Origin of the sequence: Halopseudomonas xiamenensis (assembly GCF_014219065.1) — a bacterium.
GTDB classification, from domain to species: domain Bacteria; phylum Pseudomonadota; class Gammaproteobacteria; order Pseudomonadales; family Pseudomonadaceae; genus Halopseudomonas; species Halopseudomonas xiamenensis.
Genome location: NZ_JACLGO010000037.1, coordinates 1 through 21,329 on the forward strand (window position 1 = coordinate 1; position 21,329 = coordinate 21,329).

The 21,329-nt window shown below is 63.3% G+C and carries 20 protein-coding genes; 17 read left to right on the forward strand and 3 right to left on the reverse strand.

The features are described from left to right. Window positions 1–208: 208 nt before the first annotated feature. The 9 genes from H6X51_RS18120 (at window position 209) to H6X51_RS18160 (ending at window position 13,194) form a co-directional block, all read left to right on the forward strand. Entirely contained in the window at window positions 209–1,183 is a 975-nt protein-coding gene (locus H6X51_RS18120; RefSeq protein ID WP_185268878.1) for a serine/threonine protein kinase, read from the forward strand. Between the two features lie 161 nt (window positions 1,184–1,344). Beyond that, window positions 1,345–3,147: an acyl-CoA dehydrogenase gene (locus tag H6X51_RS18125; protein WP_185268879.1), complete on the forward strand. Its 1,803-nt coding sequence runs from the start codon at window positions 1,345–1,347 to the stop codon at window positions 3,145–3,147. Between the two features lie 335 nt (window positions 3,148–3,482). Beyond that, on the forward strand, window positions 3,483–6,782 hold the full coding sequence (gene mscK / locus H6X51_RS18130; RefSeq protein WP_185268880.1) for a mechanosensitive channel MscK: 3,300 nt from the start codon (window positions 3,483–3,485) through the stop codon (window positions 6,780–6,782). A 69-nt stretch (window positions 6,783–6,851) separates the two neighbouring features. Continuing rightward, window positions 6,852–7,418, forward strand: a complete 567-nt coding sequence (gene efpL, locus H6X51_RS18135) for an elongation factor P-like protein EfpL (RefSeq protein ID WP_185268881.1) — start codon at window positions 6,852–6,854, stop codon at window positions 7,416–7,418. Between the two features lie 18 nt (window positions 7,419–7,436). After that, window positions 7,437–8,099: an alpha/beta hydrolase gene (locus H6X51_RS18140; protein ID WP_185268882.1), complete on the forward strand. Its 663-nt coding sequence runs from the start codon at window positions 7,437–7,439 to the stop codon at window positions 8,097–8,099. 55 nt (window positions 8,100–8,154) lie between these two features. Then, complete coding sequence (gene rhlB / locus H6X51_RS18145; protein ID WP_328795758.1) at window positions 8,155–9,705, forward strand: ATP-dependent RNA helicase RhlB; 1,551 nt, start codon at window positions 8,155–8,157, stop codon at window positions 9,703–9,705. A gap of 265 nt (window positions 9,706–9,970) precedes the next feature. After that, complete coding sequence (locus H6X51_RS18150) at window positions 9,971–11,353, forward strand: PhoH family protein (RefSeq protein WP_185268884.1); 1,383 nt, start codon at window positions 9,971–9,973, stop codon at window positions 11,351–11,353. Window positions 11,354–11,677: 324 nt separating this feature from the next. Then, window positions 11,678–12,454 carry a peroxide stress protein YaaA gene (gene yaaA, locus H6X51_RS18155; RefSeq protein WP_185268885.1) on the forward strand — a complete coding sequence of 259 codons (777 nt, stop codon included), beginning with the start codon at window positions 11,678–11,680 and terminating at the stop codon, window positions 12,452–12,454. A 2-nt stretch (window positions 12,455–12,456) separates the two neighbouring features. Then, window positions 12,457–13,194, forward strand: coding sequence for a Crp/Fnr family transcriptional regulator (locus H6X51_RS18160; RefSeq protein WP_185268886.1), 738 nt, complete (start codon window positions 12,457–12,459; stop codon window positions 13,192–13,194). A gap of 34 nt (window positions 13,195–13,228) precedes the next feature. Here H6X51_RS18160 and H6X51_RS18165 read toward each other — a convergent pair whose 3' ends face one another. Next, the gene (locus H6X51_RS18165) at window positions 13,229–13,687 is read right to left on the reverse strand and encodes a flavodoxin domain-containing protein (protein ID WP_185268887.1); all 459 of its coding nucleotides are present in this window, start codon (window positions 13,685–13,687) and stop codon (window positions 13,229–13,231) included. 121 nt (window positions 13,688–13,808) lie between these two features. Between H6X51_RS18165 and folM the strand changes: the two genes are divergently transcribed. The 6 genes from folM to H6X51_RS18195 are packed head-to-tail and all read left to right on the forward strand — an operon-like array spanning window position 13,809 to window position 16,920. Next, a complete protein-coding gene (folM, locus tag H6X51_RS18170) occupies window positions 13,809–14,510 on the forward strand; it encodes a dihydromonapterin reductase (protein WP_185268888.1) in 702 nt (233 codons plus the stop codon). An 18-nt stretch (window positions 14,511–14,528) separates the two neighbouring features. Beyond that, the gene (gene folE, locus H6X51_RS18175; RefSeq protein WP_185268889.1) at window positions 14,529–15,092 is read left to right on the forward strand and encodes a GTP cyclohydrolase I FolE; all 564 of its coding nucleotides are present in this window, start codon (window positions 14,529–14,531) and stop codon (window positions 15,090–15,092) included. Between the two features lies 1 nt (window position 15,093). After that, window positions 15,094–15,468: a dihydroneopterin triphosphate 2'-epimerase gene (gene folX / locus H6X51_RS18180; RefSeq protein ID WP_185268890.1), complete on the forward strand. Its 375-nt coding sequence runs from the start codon at window positions 15,094–15,096 to the stop codon at window positions 15,466–15,468. After that, window positions 15,465–15,800, forward strand: a complete 336-nt coding sequence (locus H6X51_RS18185) for a HopJ type III effector protein (protein WP_185268891.1) — start codon at window positions 15,465–15,467, stop codon at window positions 15,798–15,800. The genes folX and H6X51_RS18185 overlap by 4 nt, the downstream gene beginning before the upstream one ends. Before the next feature lie 26 nt (window positions 15,801–15,826). After that, on the forward strand, window positions 15,827–16,312 hold the full coding sequence (locus H6X51_RS18190; RefSeq protein WP_185268892.1) for an RDD family protein: 486 nt from the start codon (window positions 15,827–15,829) through the stop codon (window positions 16,310–16,312). Then, window positions 16,309–16,920, forward strand: coding sequence for a LysE family translocator (locus H6X51_RS18195; protein ID WP_185268893.1), 612 nt, complete (start codon window positions 16,309–16,311; stop codon window positions 16,918–16,920). The genes H6X51_RS18190 and H6X51_RS18195 overlap by 4 nt, the downstream gene beginning before the upstream one ends. Window positions 16,921–16,930: 10 nt before the next feature. Here the strand turns inward: H6X51_RS18195 and lptG are convergent, their stop codons facing one another. After that, a complete protein-coding gene (lptG, locus tag H6X51_RS18200) occupies window positions 16,931–17,992 on the reverse strand; it encodes an LPS export ABC transporter permease LptG (protein ID WP_185268894.1) in 1,062 nt (353 codons plus the stop codon). Further along, window positions 17,979–19,082 carry an LPS export ABC transporter permease LptF gene (gene lptF, locus H6X51_RS18205; RefSeq protein WP_185268895.1) on the reverse strand — a complete coding sequence of 368 codons (1,104 nt, stop codon included), beginning with the start codon at window positions 19,080–19,082 and terminating at the stop codon, window positions 17,979–17,981. Before lptF ends, lptG begins: the two co-directional genes overlap by 14 nt. 174 nt (window positions 19,083–19,256) lie before the next feature. Between lptF and H6X51_RS18210 the strand changes: the two genes are divergently transcribed. Then, window positions 19,257–20,750, forward strand: coding sequence for a leucyl aminopeptidase (locus H6X51_RS18210; RefSeq protein ID WP_185268896.1), 1,494 nt, complete (start codon window positions 19,257–19,259; stop codon window positions 20,748–20,750). Between the two features lie 147 nt (window positions 20,751–20,897). Next, complete coding sequence (locus tag H6X51_RS18215; protein ID WP_185268897.1) at window positions 20,898–21,329, forward strand: DNA polymerase III subunit chi; 432 nt, start codon at window positions 20,898–20,900, stop codon at window positions 21,327–21,329.

Consider the following 21,329-nt stretch of genomic DNA (forward strand, 5'->3'; position numbering starts at 1 on the left):
GCATCTATCCTCTGGCGCATCGCGACGCCGTAGAGGGGGAGGGAGGAGACCATCTTATCGAGCGCCTGCTCGACGACAGCGTACCACCAGCAGCACCAGTACCACCGGTCAATCCGCCCTGCGTAGCGTGCCCGTGGCTTTTCCCTGCGACCCACAGCGTTTCCCTGATAAGCTGCACCCAACTATCCTTTGCAGCCTGGAGCCAGCAATGAGCCACCCTTTTGCACTGCTGACCCCTGACACCGTACTGGATGCGGTGGAGTCACTCGGCTTTGTCAGCGATGCCCGCACCCTGACGCTGAACAGCTATGAAAATCGCGTATTCCAGATCGGCATCGAGGACGGCCAGCCGCTGATCGCCAAGTTCTACCGTCCGGGGCGCTGGAGCGATGCGGCGATCCTGGAGGAACACCAGTTCTCCCTGGAGCTGGTCGAGCGCGATATCCCGGTGATCCCGCCGCTGCAGATCGACGGCCAGACGCTGTTCGAATTCGCCGGCTTCCGCTTCAGCCTGTTCCGCCGCTTCGGTGGCCGTGCCCCGGAGCTGGACAACCCCGACCACCTGCTGATGCTCGGTCGCCTGCTGGGCCGACTGCATGCGGTAGGTACTATGCGCCCCTTTGAGCATCGCCCGGCGCTGACCGTGCAGTCCTTCGGCCACGACAGCCGCAACTGGCTGTATGAGCATGACAGCGTGCCAGAGAACCTGCGCCCGGCGTACTTCTCGGTCGCCGACGACCTGCTGGCGCGTATCGACGACATCTACCGCGAACATCCCTACCAGAGCATCCGCCTGCATGGCGACCTGCATGTCGGCAACCTGCTGTGGCGTGACGACAGCCTGTACATGGTGGACATGGATGACTGCCGCCAGGGCCCGGCGATCCAGGACCTGTGGATGATGCTGTCCGGCGAGCGCGACCAGCGCCAGGCGCAACTGGCCGAGCTGGTCGATGGTTACAACGAGTTCCACGACTTCGACCCGCGCCAGCTACCGCTGATCGAATCCCTGCGCAGCCTGCGGCTGATCCACTACAGCGCCTGGCTGGCCCGGCGCTGGGACGACCCGGCGTTCCCCATGCACTTTCCCTGGTTCGCCAGCGAACGCTACTGGGCAGAACAGATCCTCACCCTGCGCGAGCAGCGCGCCGCGCTGGACGAACCAACGCTGCGGCTGTTCTGATCCCGCTTTATCAATTCCATCAATGGCTGTTCCCGGTCGGGCGATATGCCGCATACACTGCGGCACATCATTATCCGCAACCTCCGGAAAGGTGACGCCCAGGCGCTGCAACAGGCCGGACGCAACCGTTTCGAGATGACACCAATAATGGGATACCCACCATGACCGATACCCTGCTCGATTCACGCAACCTGGCGTTCGAACTCTATGAAGTACTGGATGCCGAGGAACTGACCCAACGCGAGCGTTTTGCCGATCACAATCGCGAGACCTTCGACGCCGCGCTGGCGACCGCCCGGCAGATCGCCGAGAAATACTTCGCGCCGCACAACCGCAAGAGCGACGAGAACGAGCCGGAATATGTGGACGGCGCGGCAGTGCTGATCCCCGAGGTCAAACCGGCGGTGGACGCCTTTATCGAAGCCGGCTTCCAGAACGCCGGACGCAGCTTCGAGGAGGGTGGCATGCAGCTGCCCAACCTGCTGTCGCGCGCCTGCTTCGCGCACTTCCAGTCGGCCAACATCGCCACCTCGTCCTACCCGATGCTGACCATGGGCGCCAGCAACCTGATCGGCAAGTTCGGCACCGAGGACCAGAAGCGCCGCTTCTTCCAACCGATGATCGATGGCCGCTTCTTCGGCACCATGGCGTTGACCGAGCCGCATGCCGGCTCGTCACTGTCCGACCTGCGCACCCGTGCCGAGCCGGCAGGTGATGGCACCTACCGCATCAAGGGCAACAAGATCTTCATCTCCGGCGGCGATCACCCGCTGTCGGAAAACATCGTGCACATGGTGCTGGCCAAGCTGCCCGACGCCCCGCCCGGGGTAAAGGGCATCTCCCTGTTCATCGTGCCCAAGTTCCTGGTCAACGATGACGGCAGCCTGGGCGAGCGCAACGATGTGGTACTGGCCGGCCTGTTCCACAAGATGGGCTGGCGTGGCACCACCTCCACCGCGTTGAACTTCGGTGACAACGACAACTGCGTGGGCTACCTGGTGGGCGAGCCGCACAAGGGCCTGGCCTACATGTTCCAGATGATGAACGAGGCGCGTATTGGCGTCGGCATGGGCGCCATCATGCTCGGCTACGCCGGCTACCTGTACTCGCTGAACTACGCCCGCGAGCGCCCGCAAGGCCGCCACCCGGATGGCAAGGACCCGACCAGCCCGCAGGTCGCTCTCATCGAGCATGCCGATGTACGGCGCATGCTGCTGACCCAGAAGGCCTATGTCGAAGGCTCCTTCGACCTGGGTCTGTTCTGCGCCAAACTGGTGGACGACGGCAAGACCGGCAACAGCGAGGAGCAGCGCCAGCTGGCCAACGAACTGCTCGACCTGCTGACACCGATCGTCAAGTCGTGGCCGTCGGAGTTCTGCCTCAAGGCCAACGAGCTGGCGATCCAGATCCTCGGCGGTCACGGCTACACCCGCGAATACCCGGTGGAGCAGTACTACCGCGACAACCGCCTGAACCCGATCCACGAGGGCACCCACGGCATCCAGTCGCTGGACCTGCTGGCGCGCAAGCTGACCCAGAACAAGGGCGCCGGGCTGCGCCAGCTGACCGGCCTGATCCAGGACAGCATCCAGCGCGCCTCGGCGCATGCCTCGCTGCAGGAACTGCGCGCACCGCTGGAGCAGCTGCTGCAACGCCTGCAAACCACCACCACCGCCCTGCTGACCGACCTGGGCAGCGGCAAGGTCAACCAGACCCTGGCCAACTCGGCGCTGTACATGAAGGTCTTCGGCCATGCGGTGATCGGCTGGCGCTGGCTGGAACAGGCGATTCGCGCCGAGGAAGGCCTGGCCCGGGGCAACAGCGCCGACGAGGACTTCTATTGCGGCAAGCTGCAGGCGGCACGCTACTTCCTGACCTGGGAAGTGCCCGCCTGCCAGCATGAGCTGAACCTGCTGGATGCGCGGGACCAGACCTGCATGGAAATGCAGGATAGTTGGTTCTAAAACCCTTCCCCCTCTCCCCCGACCCCTCTCCCGCGAGGGGAGAGGGGAGCAGAACGTGCAAACCGGCAACATAGGTGACAGCTCAGACCGGGAGGATGGGTTACGCAAGTTACGGTAGCCCATACTCTGGTTACACATTGCCAACTGTATCTACCCCTGTCTGAAAACACGGGCTGACAAGAAAGCTCTGGGATGTCAGCAAGCACACCTGACTCCCCTCTCCCCTCGCGGGAGAGGGGCCGGGGGAGAGGGGGAAACAACAGCAACACCCCCACTCTTTCATTCATACGCGCCGACGTCTAACCTAGCCATCAGCCCACTGCGGATTGCTAGCCATGCCACGCCTCCACCTGCTGCTGTGTCTGCTGTTCGCCTGCCAGGCGCTGTTCATGCCCCTGGCCCACGCGCAGGACAGTGACGCAGACCTCAGCCCCATCGAACGCCTGCAGGCGGATATCGCCGCGCTGCCTGACAGCGGCAAGTCCGCCGCCGAGCAGCAACAGCTGCAGGAAGCCTGGCAGCAGCGGCTGACGGCACTGCAGCGGATCGAGTCGGTGAAAGAGCAGCAGGCAGAGCTGCAATCGACCCTCGACGGCGCACCCGAAGAGCTGCGCAGCCTGCGGCAGCAGATCAATGCCCTCAGCCCCGCCGATGAAGAGCGCCTGCGCCAGCGTTTTGCCGCGGGTACGCTGCAGACCCTGGACACCACACTGGGCGATCTGGTGGCCAGGATGTATGACTGGCAGAACGAGCTGACGGCGGTCAACAGCGAACTGATCGCCGCGGAAACCCGTCCGGAGAAGACCCAGAGCCGGATCTCCGCCAACCAGTCGCGTGCCAATCAACTCAACGAGCAACTGCGTCAACTGCAGCGCCAGCCGCAGAACCAGTTGAACCAGGCGCAGGTGGAGGCGATGCAGGCGGAGCTGGCCAGCCTGGAACAGTCCAGCAACCTGCTGCGCCAGCAGTTGTCGGCGAACAACACCTTGCTGGAACTGGCCAATGAAGAACGCCGCCTGCTGCTCGCCGAGCTGGGCAATATCGACAAGGAAATCAACGTACTGCAGGATGTGATCGACGAGAAGCGGCGCAGCCTGTCCGAGCAGGTGATCAGCGATACCACCGCCGAATCACAGCAGATCAGCAACCACCAGTTGCTGCACAAGCAGAGCCTGATCAATCAGCGGCTCAGCGAGGAGCTGTTGGAGTCATCGAACCGGATCAGTTCCCTGTCGCGCCGCAATATCCGCACTACCCAGCAGATCGACCATCTGACCCAGCAGGAAAGCGCGCTGGACCAGCAGATCAGCGTGCTGGAAGGCAGCCTGCTGCTGTCGCGCATCCTGCACCAGGAAAAACAGGCGCTACCGGCAGTGCAGATCGATCATACGCTGGCCGATTCGGTAGCCGACATGCGCCTGCGCCAGTTCGAGATCAATCAGTTGCGTGAGCAACTGCGCAACCAGGACGCCTACCTCAATCGCCTGCTCAACCAGCTGCCGGAGGAGCAACGGGAGGCGCTGCGCGAGGACCTGCTGCAACTGCTGCGCAGCCGCCTGACGCTGGTGGAGCAGCTCAGTACCCATATCAATACTCTGCTGGGTGAGGCCATCGCGCTGCAGATCAGCGAGACCCAGTTGCAGCAGCTCAGCAGCAAGCTGCAGCAGACCATCGACGACCAGTTGTTCTGGGTAGCCAGCAATCCACCGATCGGCCGTGACTGGTTGCTGGACCTGCCGCAGCAGATGCTGTCCCAGTGGCAGGATCTGCAACCAGTAGCGCAAATACAGCGCTTGTTGCTGACCCTCAAGGACAATCCGGGCTGGTTGGCGTTGCTGCTGGCCCTGGCAGGGATACCGCTGCTGTTTCGCCAGCGCCTGGCCAGGCGCCTGCGGGAGTTGCATGGGGAGGTCGGGCATTACCGCCTCGACAACCAGCGCACCACGCCCATGGCGCTGTTGCTGACCGCGGTCTGGGTGCTGCCGCTGCCGATCCTGCTGGGCGGTGCCGGCTTCGGCCTGGGCTTTGGCGATACCCCGGCCATGCCCACCCTGGGTCGGGTGCTGCTGCAATTGTCCGTGGGCTGGTTTGTCCTGCACCTGATGTACCGGCTGTGCTACCCCCAGGGCATTACCATCCAGCATTTCCGCTGGTCCACCAGCACGGTGTCACGGCTGCGCAAGCTGATCCGGCGTCTGGCCTGGGTCCTGCTGCCGATGCTGCTGATCATCAGCCTGGGCACCAGCAACCCCGAGCACCTGGACAAGGACGTGCTGGGCCGGCTGACGATGATCATCACCCTGTGCCTGTTCAGCCTGCTGGTCGGCGGCGTGATGCGCCGCAGCGAGCCGTTGAACAACTCGCGGATCTTTCATTTCGGCGCCTCGGCGATCCTGATCCTGGCGCCCCTGGCACTGGCCGGCATGACCATCTGGGGCTATCACTATACGGCCATCCGCCTGGCCGAGCGGATGATAGGTACGCTGTACCTGATCACCGCCTGGATATTGCTGCAGGGCATAGTGGTACGCAACCTGCGCGTGGCCGGCCGGCACCTGGCCTATCAGCGCGCGATCAGCAAACGCCAGGCCGAGGAACAGGCCGGCGGCCTCGAGTCCGACGTGCCTCTGGACATTCCCGAACTCAAGCTCGAGCAGATCAACCAGCAGTCGCTGCGCCTGGCCCGCCTGGGGCTGCTGATCCTGTTCGGCGTGCTGATCTACCTGACCTGGTCCGACCTGATCAGCGCTGCCTCCTACCTGGAATCCATCACCCTGTGGGAATACAACAGCGGCACTACCGACAACCCATTGATGGTGCCGCTCAGCGCCGGCGACCTGCTCGGCGCCATCATCGTGGTGGTGCTGACCATCACCCTGGCGCGCAACCTGCCGGGGCTGCTGGAGATACTGGTGCTGTCACGCATGGAGCTGCGCCAGGGCAGCAGCTACGCCATCACCACTCTGCTCAGCTACCTGATCATCAGCGTCGGCATCATCAGTTGTCTGTCCACCCTGGGTGTCAGCTGGAACAAGCTGCAATGGCTGGTCGCGGCACTGGGCGTCGGTCTCGGCTTCGGCCTGCAGGAAATCTTCGCCAACTTCGTCTCCGGGCTGATCATCCTGTTCGAGCGGCCGGTGCGCATCGGTGATGTGGTGACCATCGGCGAGCTGTCGGGCACGGTCAACCGCATCCGCATCCGCGCCACCACCATCACCGATTTCGATCGCAAGGAAATCATCGTTCCCAACAAGACCTTCGTCACCGAGCACCTGATCAACTGGTCACTGTCCGACACCGTCACCCGCGTCACGGTGAGAATCGCCGTGGCCCACGGCTCGGATGTGAAACTGGTGCGCGAGCTGCTGCTGCAGATCGCCAACAATAACCCGCGGGTGCTGGATGAACCGGAACCGCTGGTACTGTTTCTCGGTTTCAATGACAACCGGCTGGATCACGAACTGCGCATGCATGTGCGGCAGCTGGATGATCGCAACCCGGCCATCGATGAGACCAACCGCGAGATCGACCGCCTGTTCGCCGAGAACCACATAGAAATCGCCACCCGGCAGGTGGATGTCAACCTGCGCACCAGTCAGGGCCTGGAGCGGCTGATCAGCACCGAGCGGGACTGAAGCCGTCGCTTGCGCGTCAACCGGGGGAAAACGCACAATAGCGTTTTCCCTGCCATCCGAGCATTGCCAATGCCAAAAGCCTCCGAACTGAAGAAGGGCCAGATCGTCCAGATCAACGGCCAGCCGTATATCGTTTCCCAGATCGATGTGAAGAGCCCGTCCTCGCGCAGCGGTACCACCCTGTACAAGGTGCGCTTCAACCATGCGCAGACCAAGCAGAAGCTCGAACAGAGCCTGACCGGTGACGACTTCTTCGCGCCCATCGACTTCCAGAAGCGTGCCGTGCAGTTCCTCTACCAGGATGCCGATGGCTACACCTTCATGGATAACGAGGACTACAGCCAGTTCACCCTGAACGAGGATGCCCTCGAAGAACAGATTCCCTATCTGTATGACGGCATCCAGGGCCTGTACGGCCTGGTGGTCGAAGGCAACCTGGTCGGCGTGGAACTGCCAGCGGTAGTGGAAATGGCGATTGCCGAGACACCGCCGGCGATCAAGGGCTCCTCGGCCAGTGCCCGGACCAAGACCGCACGCTTTGCCAGCGGCCTGGAGATTCAGATCCCCGAGTACCTGGAAACCGGTGAAGTGGTGCGCATCAACACCGAAACCGGCAAATTCATGTCGCGCGCCTGACCCGAAGGAACAACAACAATGTCCAACGAACCCCTGATCATCGAACCACCCCGCCCGGCCGATGCCTGTGTCATCTGGCTGCATGGCCTGGGCGCGGACCGCTATGACTTCGTGCCGGTGGTCAAGGCGCTGGAGCTGCCGGCCGATCACCGCCTGCGTTTCATCTTCCCGCAGGCGCCGACCCGCCCGGTGACCATCAATGGCGGCTTCCCCATGCCAAGCTGGTTCGACATCCTGGCGATCACGCCGCAGCGGGTGATGAACCTGGAGCAACTGGCCGAATCCGTGGCCATGGTCCGTGGTCTGGTCGATGAACAGGTTGCCAGTGGCATTGCCGCCGAGCGTATCGTGCTGGCCGGTTTCTCCCAGGGTGGCGCCATCGTCATGCGTGCGGCACTGGAAAGCGGTCTGGCGCTGGGCGGGGTGATGGCCCTGTCGACCTATGGCCCGACGCTTGAGCAGGTACTGAGCGAGCACCAGGGGCCACGGCTGGATGTGTTCTTCGCCCACGGCCTGCATGACGAGATTCTGCATCCACAGCTGGGCCGCCAGGCCCATGACCTGCTGCAGGGCGCCGGGCATACTGCGCACTGGCATGCCTATCCCATGGGCCATGAGGTCTGCCCGGCGGAAATCGCCGATATCCGCAACTGGCTGGACAATCGCCTGGGACTTCGCTAACCGCCTGGGTTGCTTTACACTGCTCGATGATTCCCTATCACATCGAGAGACGATTGTGCTCAAGGCACTGAAAAAACTATTCAAACCGGGCAAGACACCGGCTCCGCATCACGAGACGCACATCGAGCCGGCGGCGGCCCCGGTTACCCCGAGCAGCGCCGCGCCGGCATCAGCGGCGCCGCAGCCCCAACACAAGCACGACCGGCATGAGAAGAAGGATGCCCGTCCAAAGCGCAACCGCCAGACCAGGACACGCCCTGCCGCAGCGCCGGCCAAGCCCTGGTCCATCGCCGATTTCGTGGTGGAGCCCGCAGAGGGCAAGACCCGCTTCCATGACTTCCCGCTGCCCGACAGCCTGATGCGCGCCATCCAGGACCAGGGATTCAGCTACTGCACGCCGATCCAGGCCCAGGTGCTGGGCAATACCCTGCTCGGCCACGACGCCATCGGCCGTGCCCAGACCGGCACCGGCAAGACCGCCGCCTTCCTGATCTCGACCATTACCCAGTTGCTGGAAACCCCGCCGCCGGATGAGCGTTTCATGGGCGAGCCACGCGCGCTGATCATCGCCCCGACCCGGGAGCTGGTGATGCAGATCGCCAGTGACGCCGAGGGCCTGACCAAACACTGCGGGCTGAACGTCATGGGCTTTGTCGGCGGTATGGATTATGACCGGCAACTCAAGCAGTTGGAAAAGAAGTACTGCGACATTCTGGTGGCCACCCCCGGCCGCCTGCTGGACTTCTGCAATCGCGGAGAGGTGCACCTGGACCTGGTCGAGGTGCTGATCCTGGATGAGGCCGACCGCATGCTCGACATGGGCTTCATTCCGCAGGTGCGGCAGATCATCCGCCAGACCCCGCGCAAGGGCGATCGCCAGACCCTGCTGTTCTCCGCCACCTTCAGCGATGACGTGATGAACCTGGCACGCCAGTGGACGGTCGATCCGGCCATCGTCGAGATCGAGCCGGAACGCCCGGCCTCGGAAAACATCACGCAGAAGGTCTACGCGGTCAGCAGCAGCGACAAGTACAAGCTGCTGTTCAATCTGGTCACCCAACTGGAGTTGGAACGGGTCATGGTGTTCGCCAACCGCAAGGACGAGGTGCGCCGCATCCAGGAACGCCTGGTGCGCGATGGTATCGATGCCGCCCAGCTGTCCGGCGACGTACCGCAGAACAAGCGGGTGCGCACGCTGGAGAACTTCCGCGAGGGCAAGCTGCGGGTGCTGGTCGCCACCGATGTGGCCGGGCGTGGCATTCATATCGATGGCATCAGCCATGTGATCAACTACACCCTGCCGGAAGATCCGGAAGACTACGTACACCGTATCGGGCGCACCGGTCGCGCCGGCGCCAAGGGCACCTCGATCAGCTTCGCCGGTGAGGATGATGCCTTCCAGCTGCCGCCGATCGAGGAATTGCTGGGCGGCAAGCTGGAATGCGTACCGCCGGAAGAGGAGCTGCTCAAGTCGGTGCCCAAGCGCCATCGCACAGCCGAGGAAAAGGCCGCCAGCGATGCCAACGAAGCCGAGCAGGCTGCAGCCGCGGCAGCCAATCGCAAGCGTTCCAGTTCCAGAAGGGATGGGCGACGGGACCGCCGTTAGGTTTTTTTGCGCAACCGGGCCGATGACTATAACCCGTTGATTCGGCCCGGGAGAACCACCATCCGTCCGTTAGCGGCGATCTTCCACATTTATCGTCTTGACGCTTGTAGCTGTCATTTATTTTGCGCTATACCTCAATCAACCGACCGATACCCGGCAGTGATCCACTGATACCGCCGGGTAATGCGAGTCGGTCTTGCGGACTGCCAGGTGCGGACCGGTGCCTGATACAGTCTCGTATACGGCCATTGCGAGGTAATAGCCCATGGAAGCGTGCGGAGCGACCCGACACACCTTCTACGTACTTGATACCAACGTCCTCATCCACGATCCCAATGCCCTGCTCAACTTCGAAGAGCACCATGTCATCATCCCGATGACCGTCCTTGAAGAACTCGACAAACTCAAATCCGGCAAGACCAGCACCGCCGCGGACTGCCGCCAGGCCATCCGCCTGATCGACCAGACCCTGGCCGACGCCCCGCCCGAACTGGTCGAGTCCGGCGTCCCCATCCAGCGCGGCAAACTGGCGCCCAACGGCACCCTGGCCATCCTCATGGACAAGGCGCCGATTCCCGCCCACTGCCTGCCCAACGACCTCAACGACAACAAGATCATCAACCAGCTGTGCCAACTGCAGATCCGCCACCCCGACGACCGCATCGCCCTGGTGTCCAAGGACATCAACATGCGGCTGAAGGCCCGTGCCTGCGGCATCGATGCCGAGGACTACCATACAGACCAGTTGCTCGATGACATCAACCTGCTGGCCCGCGGTTACCACCAGATCGAGGGCTCGTTCTGGGATCGCGCCAGCAAGGTCGAGACCCGCCAGCTCACCGGCAAGACCCTGCATGACGTGCAACTGATCGATAACCTGCCGGCGCTGCATATCAACGACTTCATCATCGACGAGCAGGGCTTCATCGGCCAGGTCAAGGCAGTCGAGGGCGCCAACCTGCAGTTGCTCGACATGCACCAGGAACCGCTGATGCACCAGGAGGCCTGGGGCCTGCGGCCGCGGGACGTGTTCCAGGCGCTGGCCATGCACGCGCTGCTGGACCCGGACATCCACCTGGTCAACCTCACCGGCGCCGCCGGCTCGGGCAAGACCATCCTGGCGCTGGCGGCGGCGATCGAACAGACCATGGTCAGCAAGACCTACCGGCGCATCATCGCCACCCGCAGCACCCAGGGGCTGGACGAGGACATCGGCTTTCTGCCGGGTACCGAGAAGGAAAAGATGGAGCCCTGGCTGGGCGCGATCACCGACAATCTGGAAGCCCTGCACATGGACGACGAATGCACCCATGGCAGCGTGGAGTACATCCTCGACCGGGTACCGCTGCAGTTCAAGTCGCTGAACTACATCCGCGGGCGCAGCTTCCAGCAGAGCTTCATCCTGATCGACGAGAGTCAGAACCTCACCCCGCACCAGATCAAGACCATCATCACCCGCGCCGGCAACGGCTCCAAGGTGGTCTGCCTGGGCAACCTGGCGCAGATCGATACGCCGTACCTGAACGCTACCAGTTCCGGCCTGACCTACCTGACCGAATGCTTCAAGGACTTCCCCCACGGCGTGCACATCCACCTGCAGGGCGTACCCCGCTCGCTGCTGGCGGAGTATGCGGAAACCCACCTCTGATCCGAAAGGTATTCTCGACAGCCCTCCGGCCTTCCACCGGCATCCCCGGTGAAGGCTGGAATGCTGTTCTACTTAAGCCGTCATCCCTCCCAGAACCCGTCATCCCTCCCAAAACCCGTCATCCTTCGCGCAGGCGAAGGATCCACCGGCCACTCTGGGTCAGCCGGCACCATGGATCCTCCGGCCTGCGCCGAGGATGACGGGCGTGCCGAGGATGACGGTGAAGGCCGAGGTTCCTATTGAACGCCTTTATCAACCCAATTACGGGTCTTCCCCCGGCACATGCGGCATAATATCCGACATTGCATTCAAGGAGCCCCTGTCATGCTGATGGTGATTTCCCCCGCCAAGACCCTGGACTACGACACCGCACCGGCCACCCAGCGCCATACCCAGCCGCGCTATCTGGAGCACAGCCGGGAACTGATCGAGGTGCTGCGGGAAAAGTCGCCGCAGGACATCGCCGAGCTGATGTCGCTGTCCGACAAGCTGGCGGCGCTGAACGTGGCCCGTTATGGCAGTTGGTCGGAGCAGTGCAGCACCGACAACAGCAAGCAGGCGTTGCTGGCGTTCAAGGGTGATGTCTATACCGGGCTCAATGCCGAGGACTTCAGCGAGGACGACTTCGACTTCGCCCAGCAGCACCTGCGCATGCTCTCCGGCCTGTACGGCCTCCTGCGCCCACTGGACCTGATGCAACCCTACCGCCTGGAAATGGGCACCAAGCTGGCCAACCCGCGCGGCAAGGACCTGTATGCCTTCTGGGGAGAACATATCACCGAATGGTTGAACCAGGACCTGGCCGAGCAGGGTGACGACATAGTGCTCAACCTGGCCTCCCAGGAGTACTTCGGCGCGGTCAAGCCCAAGGCCCTGAACGGCCGGCTGATCGAGACCGTATTCAAGGACCGCAAGAACGGCCAGTACAAGATCATCAGCTTCTACGCCAAGAAGGCCCGAGGGCTGATGGCGCGCTATGTAATCAAGGAGCGGCTGAGCGACCCCGAGGGCCTGAAGGATTTCAACCTGGACGGCTACCACTACGACCAGGCCAGCTCCAGTGCGGACAAGCTGGTGTTTCTGCGCGAGGAGCAGCGCTGAACATGCCGGGCTCGGGAGCCACGCCGCCGGATGACAGCAAGCGCTACAGCCAGCTGCTGCAGCGCAATCGCTGGTTCCGCGATCTGCCGGATGACTGCATCAGCGAGACCGTGGCAATGGCCCGTCTACGCCGGGTGGAGGATGGCCAGCGCCTGTTCGCCCATGGCGACCTGCCTGATGGCCTGTACGGCATCTACAGCGGCAGCGTGCGCATCAGCAATACCGGCAGCGATGGCCGCGAAGCGTTGCTGACGGTGCTCAGCCCCGGCAGCTGGTTTGGCGAGATATCCCTGTTCGATGGCCTGCCACGCACCCATGACGCTCACGCCATGGGTGCCACCGAGCTGCTGTTGATCCCGCAGAAGGGCTTCCAGCAACTGCTCGAACGCCGCCCGGAACTCTACCCGCACTTCATGCGCCTGCTATGCCGGCGCCTGCGCCTGTCCTTCAACATGATGACCGACAGCGCCCTGCTGCCCCTGCCCGCCCGGCTGGCCAAGCGCCTGCTGATGCATGCGCAGTCCTACGGTGAGGTGACGGTGGGCAATGAACGCCTGGCGATCCAGTTGTCCCAGGAAACCCTGGGGCTGATGCTCAACAGTTCACGGCAGAGCATCAACCGCCTGCTCAAGCAATTCGAGCAGGCCGGCTGGGTACGCATCCATTACAGCCAGATCAGCATACTCGATGAGGAAGCCCTGACCCGCATTGCCACCGGCAGCGGGATGCCGGTGGCATAGAGCAGCGGCTCGATAACCCCAAGGGGCCGCAGCATCACGCTCCGGCGCGCAGCCGCGCAACGAAATCATCCAGCCACGGCTTGGCATCGTCCTCGGGGGTGACCGTTTCGCTGGCGTCCAGGCGCAGCATGGGCAGTGCCTCGCTGGCCTGTACTTCCAGCAACAATTCACGCAGCTGCTCGCCACCCTGGCAGAAGGTGTCACCATAACCGGCGTCGCCCAGCGCAATGACACCGAAGGGTTTGCCCGTCAGCAAAGGAAAACGCGACTGCATGTCATAGTAGAAATCCTGGATGGTGGCCGGCAGCTCACCCATACCGGTGGTCGAGCAACAGACCAGGATTGCGTCGGGGTTGGCCTCGAGCAATGCATCCACCGTCGCCGGCTTGATGCGGGTAACCTGCAGCCCGGCCGCCCGGCAGCGCTCTGCCGCTTCATCGGCCACCTCGTCGGCCGTGCCGAAAACCGAACCACTGAGTATCGCCAGATGCATCATTACCCCCTTTGCTGATTGACCGGGCGCACATTATGCCCCAATCGCCGCCCCGCTGCCGGACCGAACCGGACAGACATGCTAAGATGCGGCCCTCGACCGACCACAGGATGCCGGCCCGATGCACGACCAGCAGACCATTCTGATCACCGGAGCAGCCCAGCGCGTGGGCCTGCACTGCGCCCAGCGGCTTGCCGCCGATGGCTACCGGGTGCTCATTACCTGCCGTCGTCCGCGCCCGGAATGGCAGGATCGCCCGTTGCCGGGGATCGAGGTGCTGCTGACCGACTTCTCCAGCGTCGAAGGTATCCAGCGCCTGGTCGACACCCTGGTCAGCCGCCAGATCCGCCTGCGCGCGCTGATCCACAACGCCTCGGCCTGGCTGAACGACCAGGACAGCGCCGCGGCCCTGCAGCAGATGTTCATGGTGCACATGCAGGCGCCCTATCTGCTGAACCTGGCCTGTGCCGAGCTGTTCGACCCGGCTGTCACCGGCGATATCATCCATATCAGCGATCATGTGGCCCAGCGCGGCAGCGCCCGGCACATTGCCTACAGCGCCACCAAGGCCGGTCTGGAAAGCCTCAGCCGCTCGTTCGCCGCCAGCCTTGCCCCACGCATCAAGGTCAATGCCATCGCCCCGGCGCTGATCATGTTCAATGAGGGCGACTCGGCCGAGTACCGGGAAAAGGCGCTGGCCAAGTCGGCGCTGGGCATAGAGCCCGGGCCTGAGGTCGTCTACCAGTCCATTCGCTACCTGATGGACAACCCCTACGTAACAGGCACCTGTCTCGACCTGAATGGCGGCAGGAACCTCAAATGAACCGATACGAGAACTGCGATGAGTCTTGAAAAGCTGACCAGCAACTACCACGACATCCTCACCAACCTGGGTGAGAACCCCGAGCGCGAAGGCCTGCTGGGCACCCCCCAGCGCGCCGCCAAGGCCATGCAGTTTCTCTGCCGCGGCTACGAGCAGTCGCTGGAAGAAATCGTCAACGGCGCGCTGTTCGAGTCCTCCAGCGACGAGATGGTGATCGTCAAGAACATCGAGCTGTACTCGCTGTGCGAACACCACATGCTGCCCTTCATCGGCAAGGCGCACGTGGCCTACATGCCCAGTGGCAAGGTGATCGGCCTGTCCAAGGTGGCACGCATCGTCGACATGTTCGCCCGCCGCCTGCAGATCCAGGAAAGCCTGACCCGGCAGGTCGCCGAGGCCGTGCAGTCGGTCACCGAGGCCCGTGGCGTGGCTGTGGTCATCGAGGCCCGGCATATGTGCATGATGATGCGCGGAGTGGAAAAGCAGAACTCGACCATGATGACCTCGGTCATGCTCGGCAGCTTCCGCGAGTCGTTCAATACCCGCCAGGAATTCCTGCAGCTGATCGGGCGGGACAACTGAGATGCAGCGCATGGAGCCCGGCATGGCGCGGATCAGGATCAAGAACCTGCGCCTGCGTACCTACATCGGCATCAAGGAAGAAGAGATCAACAACCGCCAGGATGTGCTGATCAATGCACTGATCCTGTACCCCGCCGACAATGCGGTGGAAATCAATGAGATCGAACACGCGCTGAACTACCGCACCATCACCAAGGCCATCATCAGCCATGTGGAGAGCAATCGCTTCGCCCTGCTCGAACGCCTGACCCAGGAGGTACTGGACCTGGTCATGCAGCATCCACAGGTGCGCTATGCCGAGGTCGAGGTGGACAAGCCGCACGCCCTGCGTTTCGCCGAATCGGTATCCATCACCCTGAGCGGTGAACGCGAATGACCGCCGATGAATTCAAGGCCCGGCTCGGCAGCCCCGAACACCGCTTTGCCGACACCCTGGCGTTCATCGACCAGCATTACCACTATCAACCCAGCGCCTTCAGCAACGGCCCGCTGCACAACAGCCCGCAGCAGAACCAGGGCTCGTGCCGGATACTGGCCATGGCGCTGGACCTGGGTTTGAGCGATGAACAGGCGCTGCAGTGCTTCGCCGAGCATTACCAGGCGGTCCTGGCCCAGCCCGAGGGCAGCGAGCATGCCAATATCCGCGCCCTGATGCAGCACGGCCTGGCTGCCGTGCGCTTCGACAACCAGCCACTCACCCGGCGCTGAACCGCGCCCAGCACAACGGAGCATCCATGGCGGTCAAGCAACTCCAACCCCGCGGCGATTTTCCCGCCCCCGGCCTGTTTCGCCGCCTGGCCGCTGCCTTCTATGACCTGATGCTGTGTCTGGCACTGCTGATGGTACTGATATTGCTCTATCAACAGGGCGTGCTGCGGCTGGTCTATGGCGCGGAAACGCTGCAGGCCATGTCCGATGCCGGCAGCCTGGACCGCGACCCCGTGCTGACTATCCTGATGATCCTGGCCATCTACGGCTTCTTCGGCCTGTTCTGGACGCTCACCGGCCAGACCCTCGGCATGCAGGCCTGGCGTCTGCGGGTGCAACAGCTCGACGGCAGCTCCATCACCTGGCGCCAGGCGATCAACCGTGTGAGCGTCGCCTTCATCGCCTGGGCCTGCGGCGGGCTGGGCATCTGGTGGGCACTGTGGGACAAGCAATCGCGTACCTGGCCGGATATCGCCTCGGGCACCCGCACTGTGGTGTTGCCGAAAGCATGAATCTCGCCCTGACCACCTCCTACGCCCTGGTGGTAACCCTGCTGATCGCCACCCCTGGCCCGGTGGTGGCGCTGGTCATCAATACCGCCTCGGCGGCTGGCTCGAAAAAGGCGCTGCAAACCGCTATCGGCGCCAATGGCGCGTCGCTGGCGCTGATCGTCGCCGCCGCCGCGATCATTTCCGGGGCGGCGGTGCTGCAGCCGGAAACCCTGCGCTGGATCAGCATCCTCGGCTGCCTGTATATCGGCTGGCTGGCCATCTCGGCGATCCGCGAGCACGCAGCGGTGCCGAACGAGGCGCAACAGGGACGCAGACTGCAACAGGGCGGCTGGCTGAAAGGCTTCCTGGTGGGCATCTCCAACCCGAAGGACATCCTGTTCTTCGTTGCGCTGTTTCCCCAGTTCATCCAGGTCACCGAGTCCTTCGCCACCAGCATGGGGCTGCTGGCGGCGATCTGGGTCGCACTCGACCTGCTGATCCTCGGCGCCTATATCTTCGTGCTGGGGAAAGTGCTGTCGATCCGCTACCGGCGCTGGATAGCCCTGGTCTCGGCGGTGCTGTTGCTGGGTATCGCGGTGGCGGGGCTGGTGTACAACCTCGCCACCTGAGGAAGGGAGATCAGCCCGTGCGGCGCATCAACCAGGCGCCCATGGCAACCAGCACGAGGATTGGCAGCAGTACCGCGATCAGCGGAGAAAAGCCGAACACCAGGCTCGAAGGACCAAGCAGATCCTGCACGATGCGGAAGCTGAAACCGACCAGTACCCCAGTGAACACCCGCTGGCCGAGGGTCACCGAGCGCAGCGGGCCGAAGATGAAGGAGATGGCGACGAACACCAGCGCGGCGGTGGTCAGTGGTTGCAGCAGCTTCTTCCAGAAGGCCAGCCAGTACTGGCTGTTGTTCAATCCCTGCTCGGCGAGATAGCCCTGGTAATGCCAGATACCGGTCAAGGGCAGCACATCCGGGTCCAGCAACACTACCCGCAGCAGGCTCGGGGACAATCCCACATCCCAGCGTTGCTGCAGGTGCTGCTCCACGCGGCTGGTACCGTCCTGCTCGAATAGCGTGGTCGCCACATCCTCCAGCAGCCAGTGCTCATCCTGCACGCTGGCACGCTGGGCAAAGCTGGTTTCCAGCAGTTCGCGCTGCCCGTCGAAGCGGTAGCGGGTGATGCCGTGCAGCACGCCGTTGGGCTGCACCGCGTTGATGTGGATGAAGTCGTCACCCTCGCGATGCCACAGGCCCTTGGACTTGACCGCCTCGCCACTGCCGACGGCCAGCGCCCGGCGACTCTCGGCCAGGTTCTCGCTGTAGGGCGCGACGTACTCGCCGAGCAGCACACCGGCCAGCATCAGCACCAGCAGCGGCTTGAGCACCGCGCCCATGATCCGCGCTATGGACATGCCCGAGGCGCGCATCACGGTGAGTTCGGAATTGCTGGCCAGGGTACCCAGGCCGATCAGGCAGCCGACCAGCGCCGCCATGGGCAACAGGTCGTAGAGGCGTCGTGGGAAGGTAAGAAAGATATAGGTCAGGGCCTCCAGCGCGCCGTAGTCGCCCTCCAGATCATCCAGCTCGCCGATATAGGCGAACAACAGGTCCAGTCCGACGATGATCAGCGCCACCGCCAGCACACTGCTGATGACGGACTTACCGATATGACGATCAAGCAGCCGCATGCGCACCTCCGGTCGGACCACTGCGGGCGGTCAGGGCACGTAGATTGAGCAGCACGCCGACGCCGAGAAATAGCAGATGCACCCACCACAGGCCGATGGCGGCTGGCGTCTTGCCGGCTTCCATCCAGCCCCGGGCACTGACCAGCAGCGCCAGGTAGGCCATGTACAGCACCACTGCCGGGATCAGTTTGAGAAAGCGCCCCTGGCGCGGATTGACCCGCGCCAGGGGGACAGCGAAGAACGCCACTATCGGCACCAGCAATGGAATGGCCAGGCGCCATTGCAGCTCGGCACGATTCTTCAGGTCAGCATGGCCCAGCAGCCGCGAGGTCGGCATCGCCTCACGATCATTGACCTCGGTCACCACCTCCGGCTTGGGCAGCAGCACGCCATAGGCATCGTACTGCACGGTGCGGAAATCCGCCGCGCCGGGTCGCCCATCGTAGCGATAGCCGTTCTGCAGCACCAGGTAACGACTGCCGTCGGCATTCATCTGCTGGCGTCCGCGCTCGGCCACCAGCACGCCGACACTGGCATCCTCACCCGAGCCGGTACGCTCGGCGATGAAGATGGTCTCCAGCTCGGTACGGTCATCCGACAGGCCACCGGCATAGGTTACCCGCTGGCCGCTGCCCAGGGTCTGGAAGCGGCCGGCGGCCAGGGTATCGAACTCGGTCAGGGCATCCTGCTCATTGAACAGTTGCTGGGTCTTGAGCACACCGGCCGGGGCCACCCACAGGCTCAGCCAGGCCACCAGCAGCGCCACCAGCAGCGCCGGGCCCTGGGTGTAGCCGAGGATCTTGCGATCACTGATACCGGTGGCCGACAGCACCGCCATCTCGCTGTCCAGGTACATGCGCCCGTAGGCCAGCAGAATGCCCAGGAACATGCCCAGCGGCAGGATCAGCACCACGAAGCCGGGCAGGCGGTAGGCCATGATGGTGAACAGCACGCCCGGGTCCAACTGGCCCGCCGCGGCCTGCGCCAGGTACTTGATGAAGCGACCACTCATGATGATCAGTAGCAGCACACCACTGACCGCCGCCAGGGTGGTCAGCACCTCACGGCTCAGGTATCGGAATACGATCACAGGTTGTTTCCTTGAATCCGGGGCTTTATGGCCTCTCGGGAATAGGCCAGAATGCAGTGACAGCAAGCCTGTCCGCCGTTGGCTGGCCAGCATCGGCACCAGGCCGGTCATGCCATGCCGGTCATAATGGGCAGTATTATCGGTCAAACCACACGATTTGTCTTGGGGAGCACCATGGAGTTCAACGTCAAACACGGCGCACTGGAAACCATTAAAACCGGTTGTCTGGTGGTCGGCATCAACGAAGCACGCACTCTCAGCGGCAGCGCCGCCCATCTCGATGGCATCTGCGGCGGTCAGATCAGCGCCGCGGTCAAGCGTGGCGACATCACCGGCAAGTCCGGGCAGAGCCTGATGCTGTTCGCCCTGCCGGGTATCAGCGCCCAGCGCGTGCTGCTGGTCGGCACCGGCAAGGCTGGCGACATCAGCGATCGTGACTGGCGCAAGCTGGCGCAGAAAGTGGTCGCCACGCTGAAGAACGGCGGTGCTACCGATGCCGTGTTGGCACTGGCCGAACTGCCGGTCAAGAACCGCGACCTGTATGCGCGCAGCCGCCTGCTGGTGGAGACCGTGCGCGAAAGCCTGTACCAGTTCGACCAGTTCAAGAGCAAGAAGGCCGACAAGCCGCGCCTGAAGAAATGCACCCTGTGGTCCGCCGACAAGGCCGATGCCGACGCGCTCAAGCGGGCCATCGCCCATGGCCAGGCGATCAGCGACGGTACCGACCTGACCCGCGACCTCGGCAACCTGCCCGGCAATGTGTGCACCCCGACCTACCTGGCCAAGGAAGCCAAGGCCCTGGCCAAGCAGTTCAAGGGCATCGAGGCGGAAGTGCTGGACGAGAAGGACATGAAGGCGCTGGGCATGGGCTCGCTGCTCGCCGTCAGCGCCGGCAGCGCCGAGCCGGCCAAGCTGATCCGTCTCAGCTACCAGGGTACCGAGGCCAAGGCCAAGCCCCACGTACTGGTCGGCAAGGGCATCACCTTCGACACCGGCGGCATCAGCCTCAAGCCCGGCGCCAGCATGGATGAGATGAAGTACGACATGTGCGGCGCCGCCACCGTGCTCGGCGTGTTCAAGGCAGTCGTCAGCCTGCAGCTGCCGATCAACCTGACCGTGCTCATCGCCTCCGCCGAGAACATGCCCAGCGGCACCGCCACCAAGCCCGGCGATATCGTTACCAGCATGTCCGGCCAGACCATCGAGATTCTCAACACCGACGCCGAGGGCCGCCTGGTGCTGTGCGATGCACTGACCTACGCCGAGCGCTTCAACCCGGCCAGCGTGGTGGATATCGCCACCCTCACCGGCGCCTGCATCGTCGCCCTGGGCAGCCACACCACCGGCGTGATGGGCAATAATGACCAGCTCATCGAGCAACTGCTGGATGCCGGCAAGCAGGCCGACGACCGCGGCTGGCAACTGCCGCTGTTCGACGAATACCAGGAGCAGCTCGACAGCCCCTTCGCCGACATCGCCAACATCGGCGGCCCCAAGGCCGGTACCATCACCGCCGCCTGCTTCCTGTCCCGGTTCACCAAGGCCTACCCCTGGGCGCACCTGGATATCGCCGGCACTGCCTGGATCAGTGGCGGCAAGGAGAAAGGGGCCACCGGTCGGCCAGTGCCGTTGCTGACCCAGTATCTGTTGAATCAGGTTCAGGGCTGAATGGCACGCGCCATGCCCTGTGAGTCTCTACACCGTCATCCTCTGCGAAGGCAGAGGATCCATCGAACAGGCTGACTTCTATGCCGCTCCTGGATTCTCCGCCTTCGCGGAGAATGACGGGATTATGGGGTGCTTTATCAAAAACTCATGACCAGAATCGACTTCTACGTTCTCAACAGCAACCAGACCCAGGCCCGGCTGCAGTTCGCCTGCCGCCTGGCATACAAGGCCTGGGAGCAGAACCGCCATGTGTATCTGCATTGTGCCAGCGAGGCCGAGGCCGAACAGCTCGACGAGCTGCTGTGGTCATTCCGCGCCGACAGCTTCCTGCCCCACGCTCTGCACCCCGACCAGCCGGCCGAGGCCGTAGTCTGTGGCTGGGGGGATGACCCGACTCCGCACCACGACCTGTTGATCAATCTCAGTAACGACACCCCCGACTTCTTCAGCCGCTTCAACCGTCTGGCGGAAATACTGGTCGAGCATGACCCTATCCTGACGCCGGCCCGCGAACGATTTCGTTTTTATCGCAAACGGGGCTATCCTCTGAAAACTCATCAGATACGGACAGCAGGATGA

Excerpts from the sequence above, each read along its gene's own strand:
- lptG (WP_185268894.1), bottom strand. The coding sequence starts at position 17,992 with ATGCGGCTGCTTGATCGTCATATCGGTAAGTCCGTCATCAGCAGTGTG.
- mscK (WP_185268880.1), top strand. The coding sequence starts at position 3,483 with ATGCCACGCCTCCACCTGCTGCTGTGTCTGCTGTTCGCCTGCCAGGCG.
- folE (WP_185268889.1), top strand. The coding sequence starts at position 14,529 with ATGAGTCTTGAAAAGCTGACCAGCAACTACCACGACATCCTCACCAAC.
- H6X51_RS18125 (WP_185268879.1), top strand. The coding sequence starts at position 1,345 with ATGACCGATACCCTGCTCGATTCACGCAACCTGGCGTTCGAACTCTAT.
- yaaA (WP_185268885.1), top strand. The coding sequence starts at position 11,678 with ATGCTGATGGTGATTTCCCCCGCCAAGACCCTGGACTACGACACCGCA.
- H6X51_RS18215 (WP_185268897.1), top strand. The coding sequence starts at position 20,898 with ATGACCAGAATCGACTTCTACGTTCTCAACAGCAACCAGACCCAGGCC.
- folX (WP_185268890.1), top strand. The coding sequence starts at position 15,094 with ATGCAGCGCATGGAGCCCGGCATGGCGCGGATCAGGATCAAGAACCTG.
- H6X51_RS18190 (WP_185268892.1), top strand. The coding sequence starts at position 15,827 with ATGGCGGTCAAGCAACTCCAACCCCGCGGCGATTTTCCCGCCCCCGGC.
- H6X51_RS18120 (WP_185268878.1), top strand. The coding sequence starts at position 209 with ATGAGCCACCCTTTTGCACTGCTGACCCCTGACACCGTACTGGATGCG.
- H6X51_RS18165 (WP_185268887.1), bottom strand. The coding sequence starts at position 13,687 with ATGCATCTGGCGATACTCAGTGGTTCGGTTTTCGGCACGGCCGACGAG.
- H6X51_RS18160 (WP_185268886.1), top strand. The coding sequence starts at position 12,457 with ATGCCGGGCTCGGGAGCCACGCCGCCGGATGACAGCAAGCGCTACAGC.
- efpL (WP_185268881.1), top strand. The coding sequence starts at position 6,852 with ATGCCAAAAGCCTCCGAACTGAAGAAGGGCCAGATCGTCCAGATCAAC.
- H6X51_RS18140 (WP_185268882.1), top strand. The coding sequence starts at position 7,437 with ATGTCCAACGAACCCCTGATCATCGAACCACCCCGCCCGGCCGATGCC.
- H6X51_RS18150 (WP_185268884.1), top strand. The coding sequence starts at position 9,971 with ATGGAAGCGTGCGGAGCGACCCGACACACCTTCTACGTACTTGATACC.
- H6X51_RS18185 (WP_185268891.1), top strand. The coding sequence starts at position 15,465 with ATGACCGCCGATGAATTCAAGGCCCGGCTCGGCAGCCCCGAACACCGC.
- H6X51_RS18210 (WP_185268896.1), top strand. The coding sequence starts at position 19,257 with ATGGAGTTCAACGTCAAACACGGCGCACTGGAAACCATTAAAACCGGT.
- folM (WP_185268888.1), top strand. The coding sequence starts at position 13,809 with ATGCACGACCAGCAGACCATTCTGATCACCGGAGCAGCCCAGCGCGTG.
- H6X51_RS18195 (WP_185268893.1), top strand. The coding sequence starts at position 16,309 with ATGAATCTCGCCCTGACCACCTCCTACGCCCTGGTGGTAACCCTGCTG.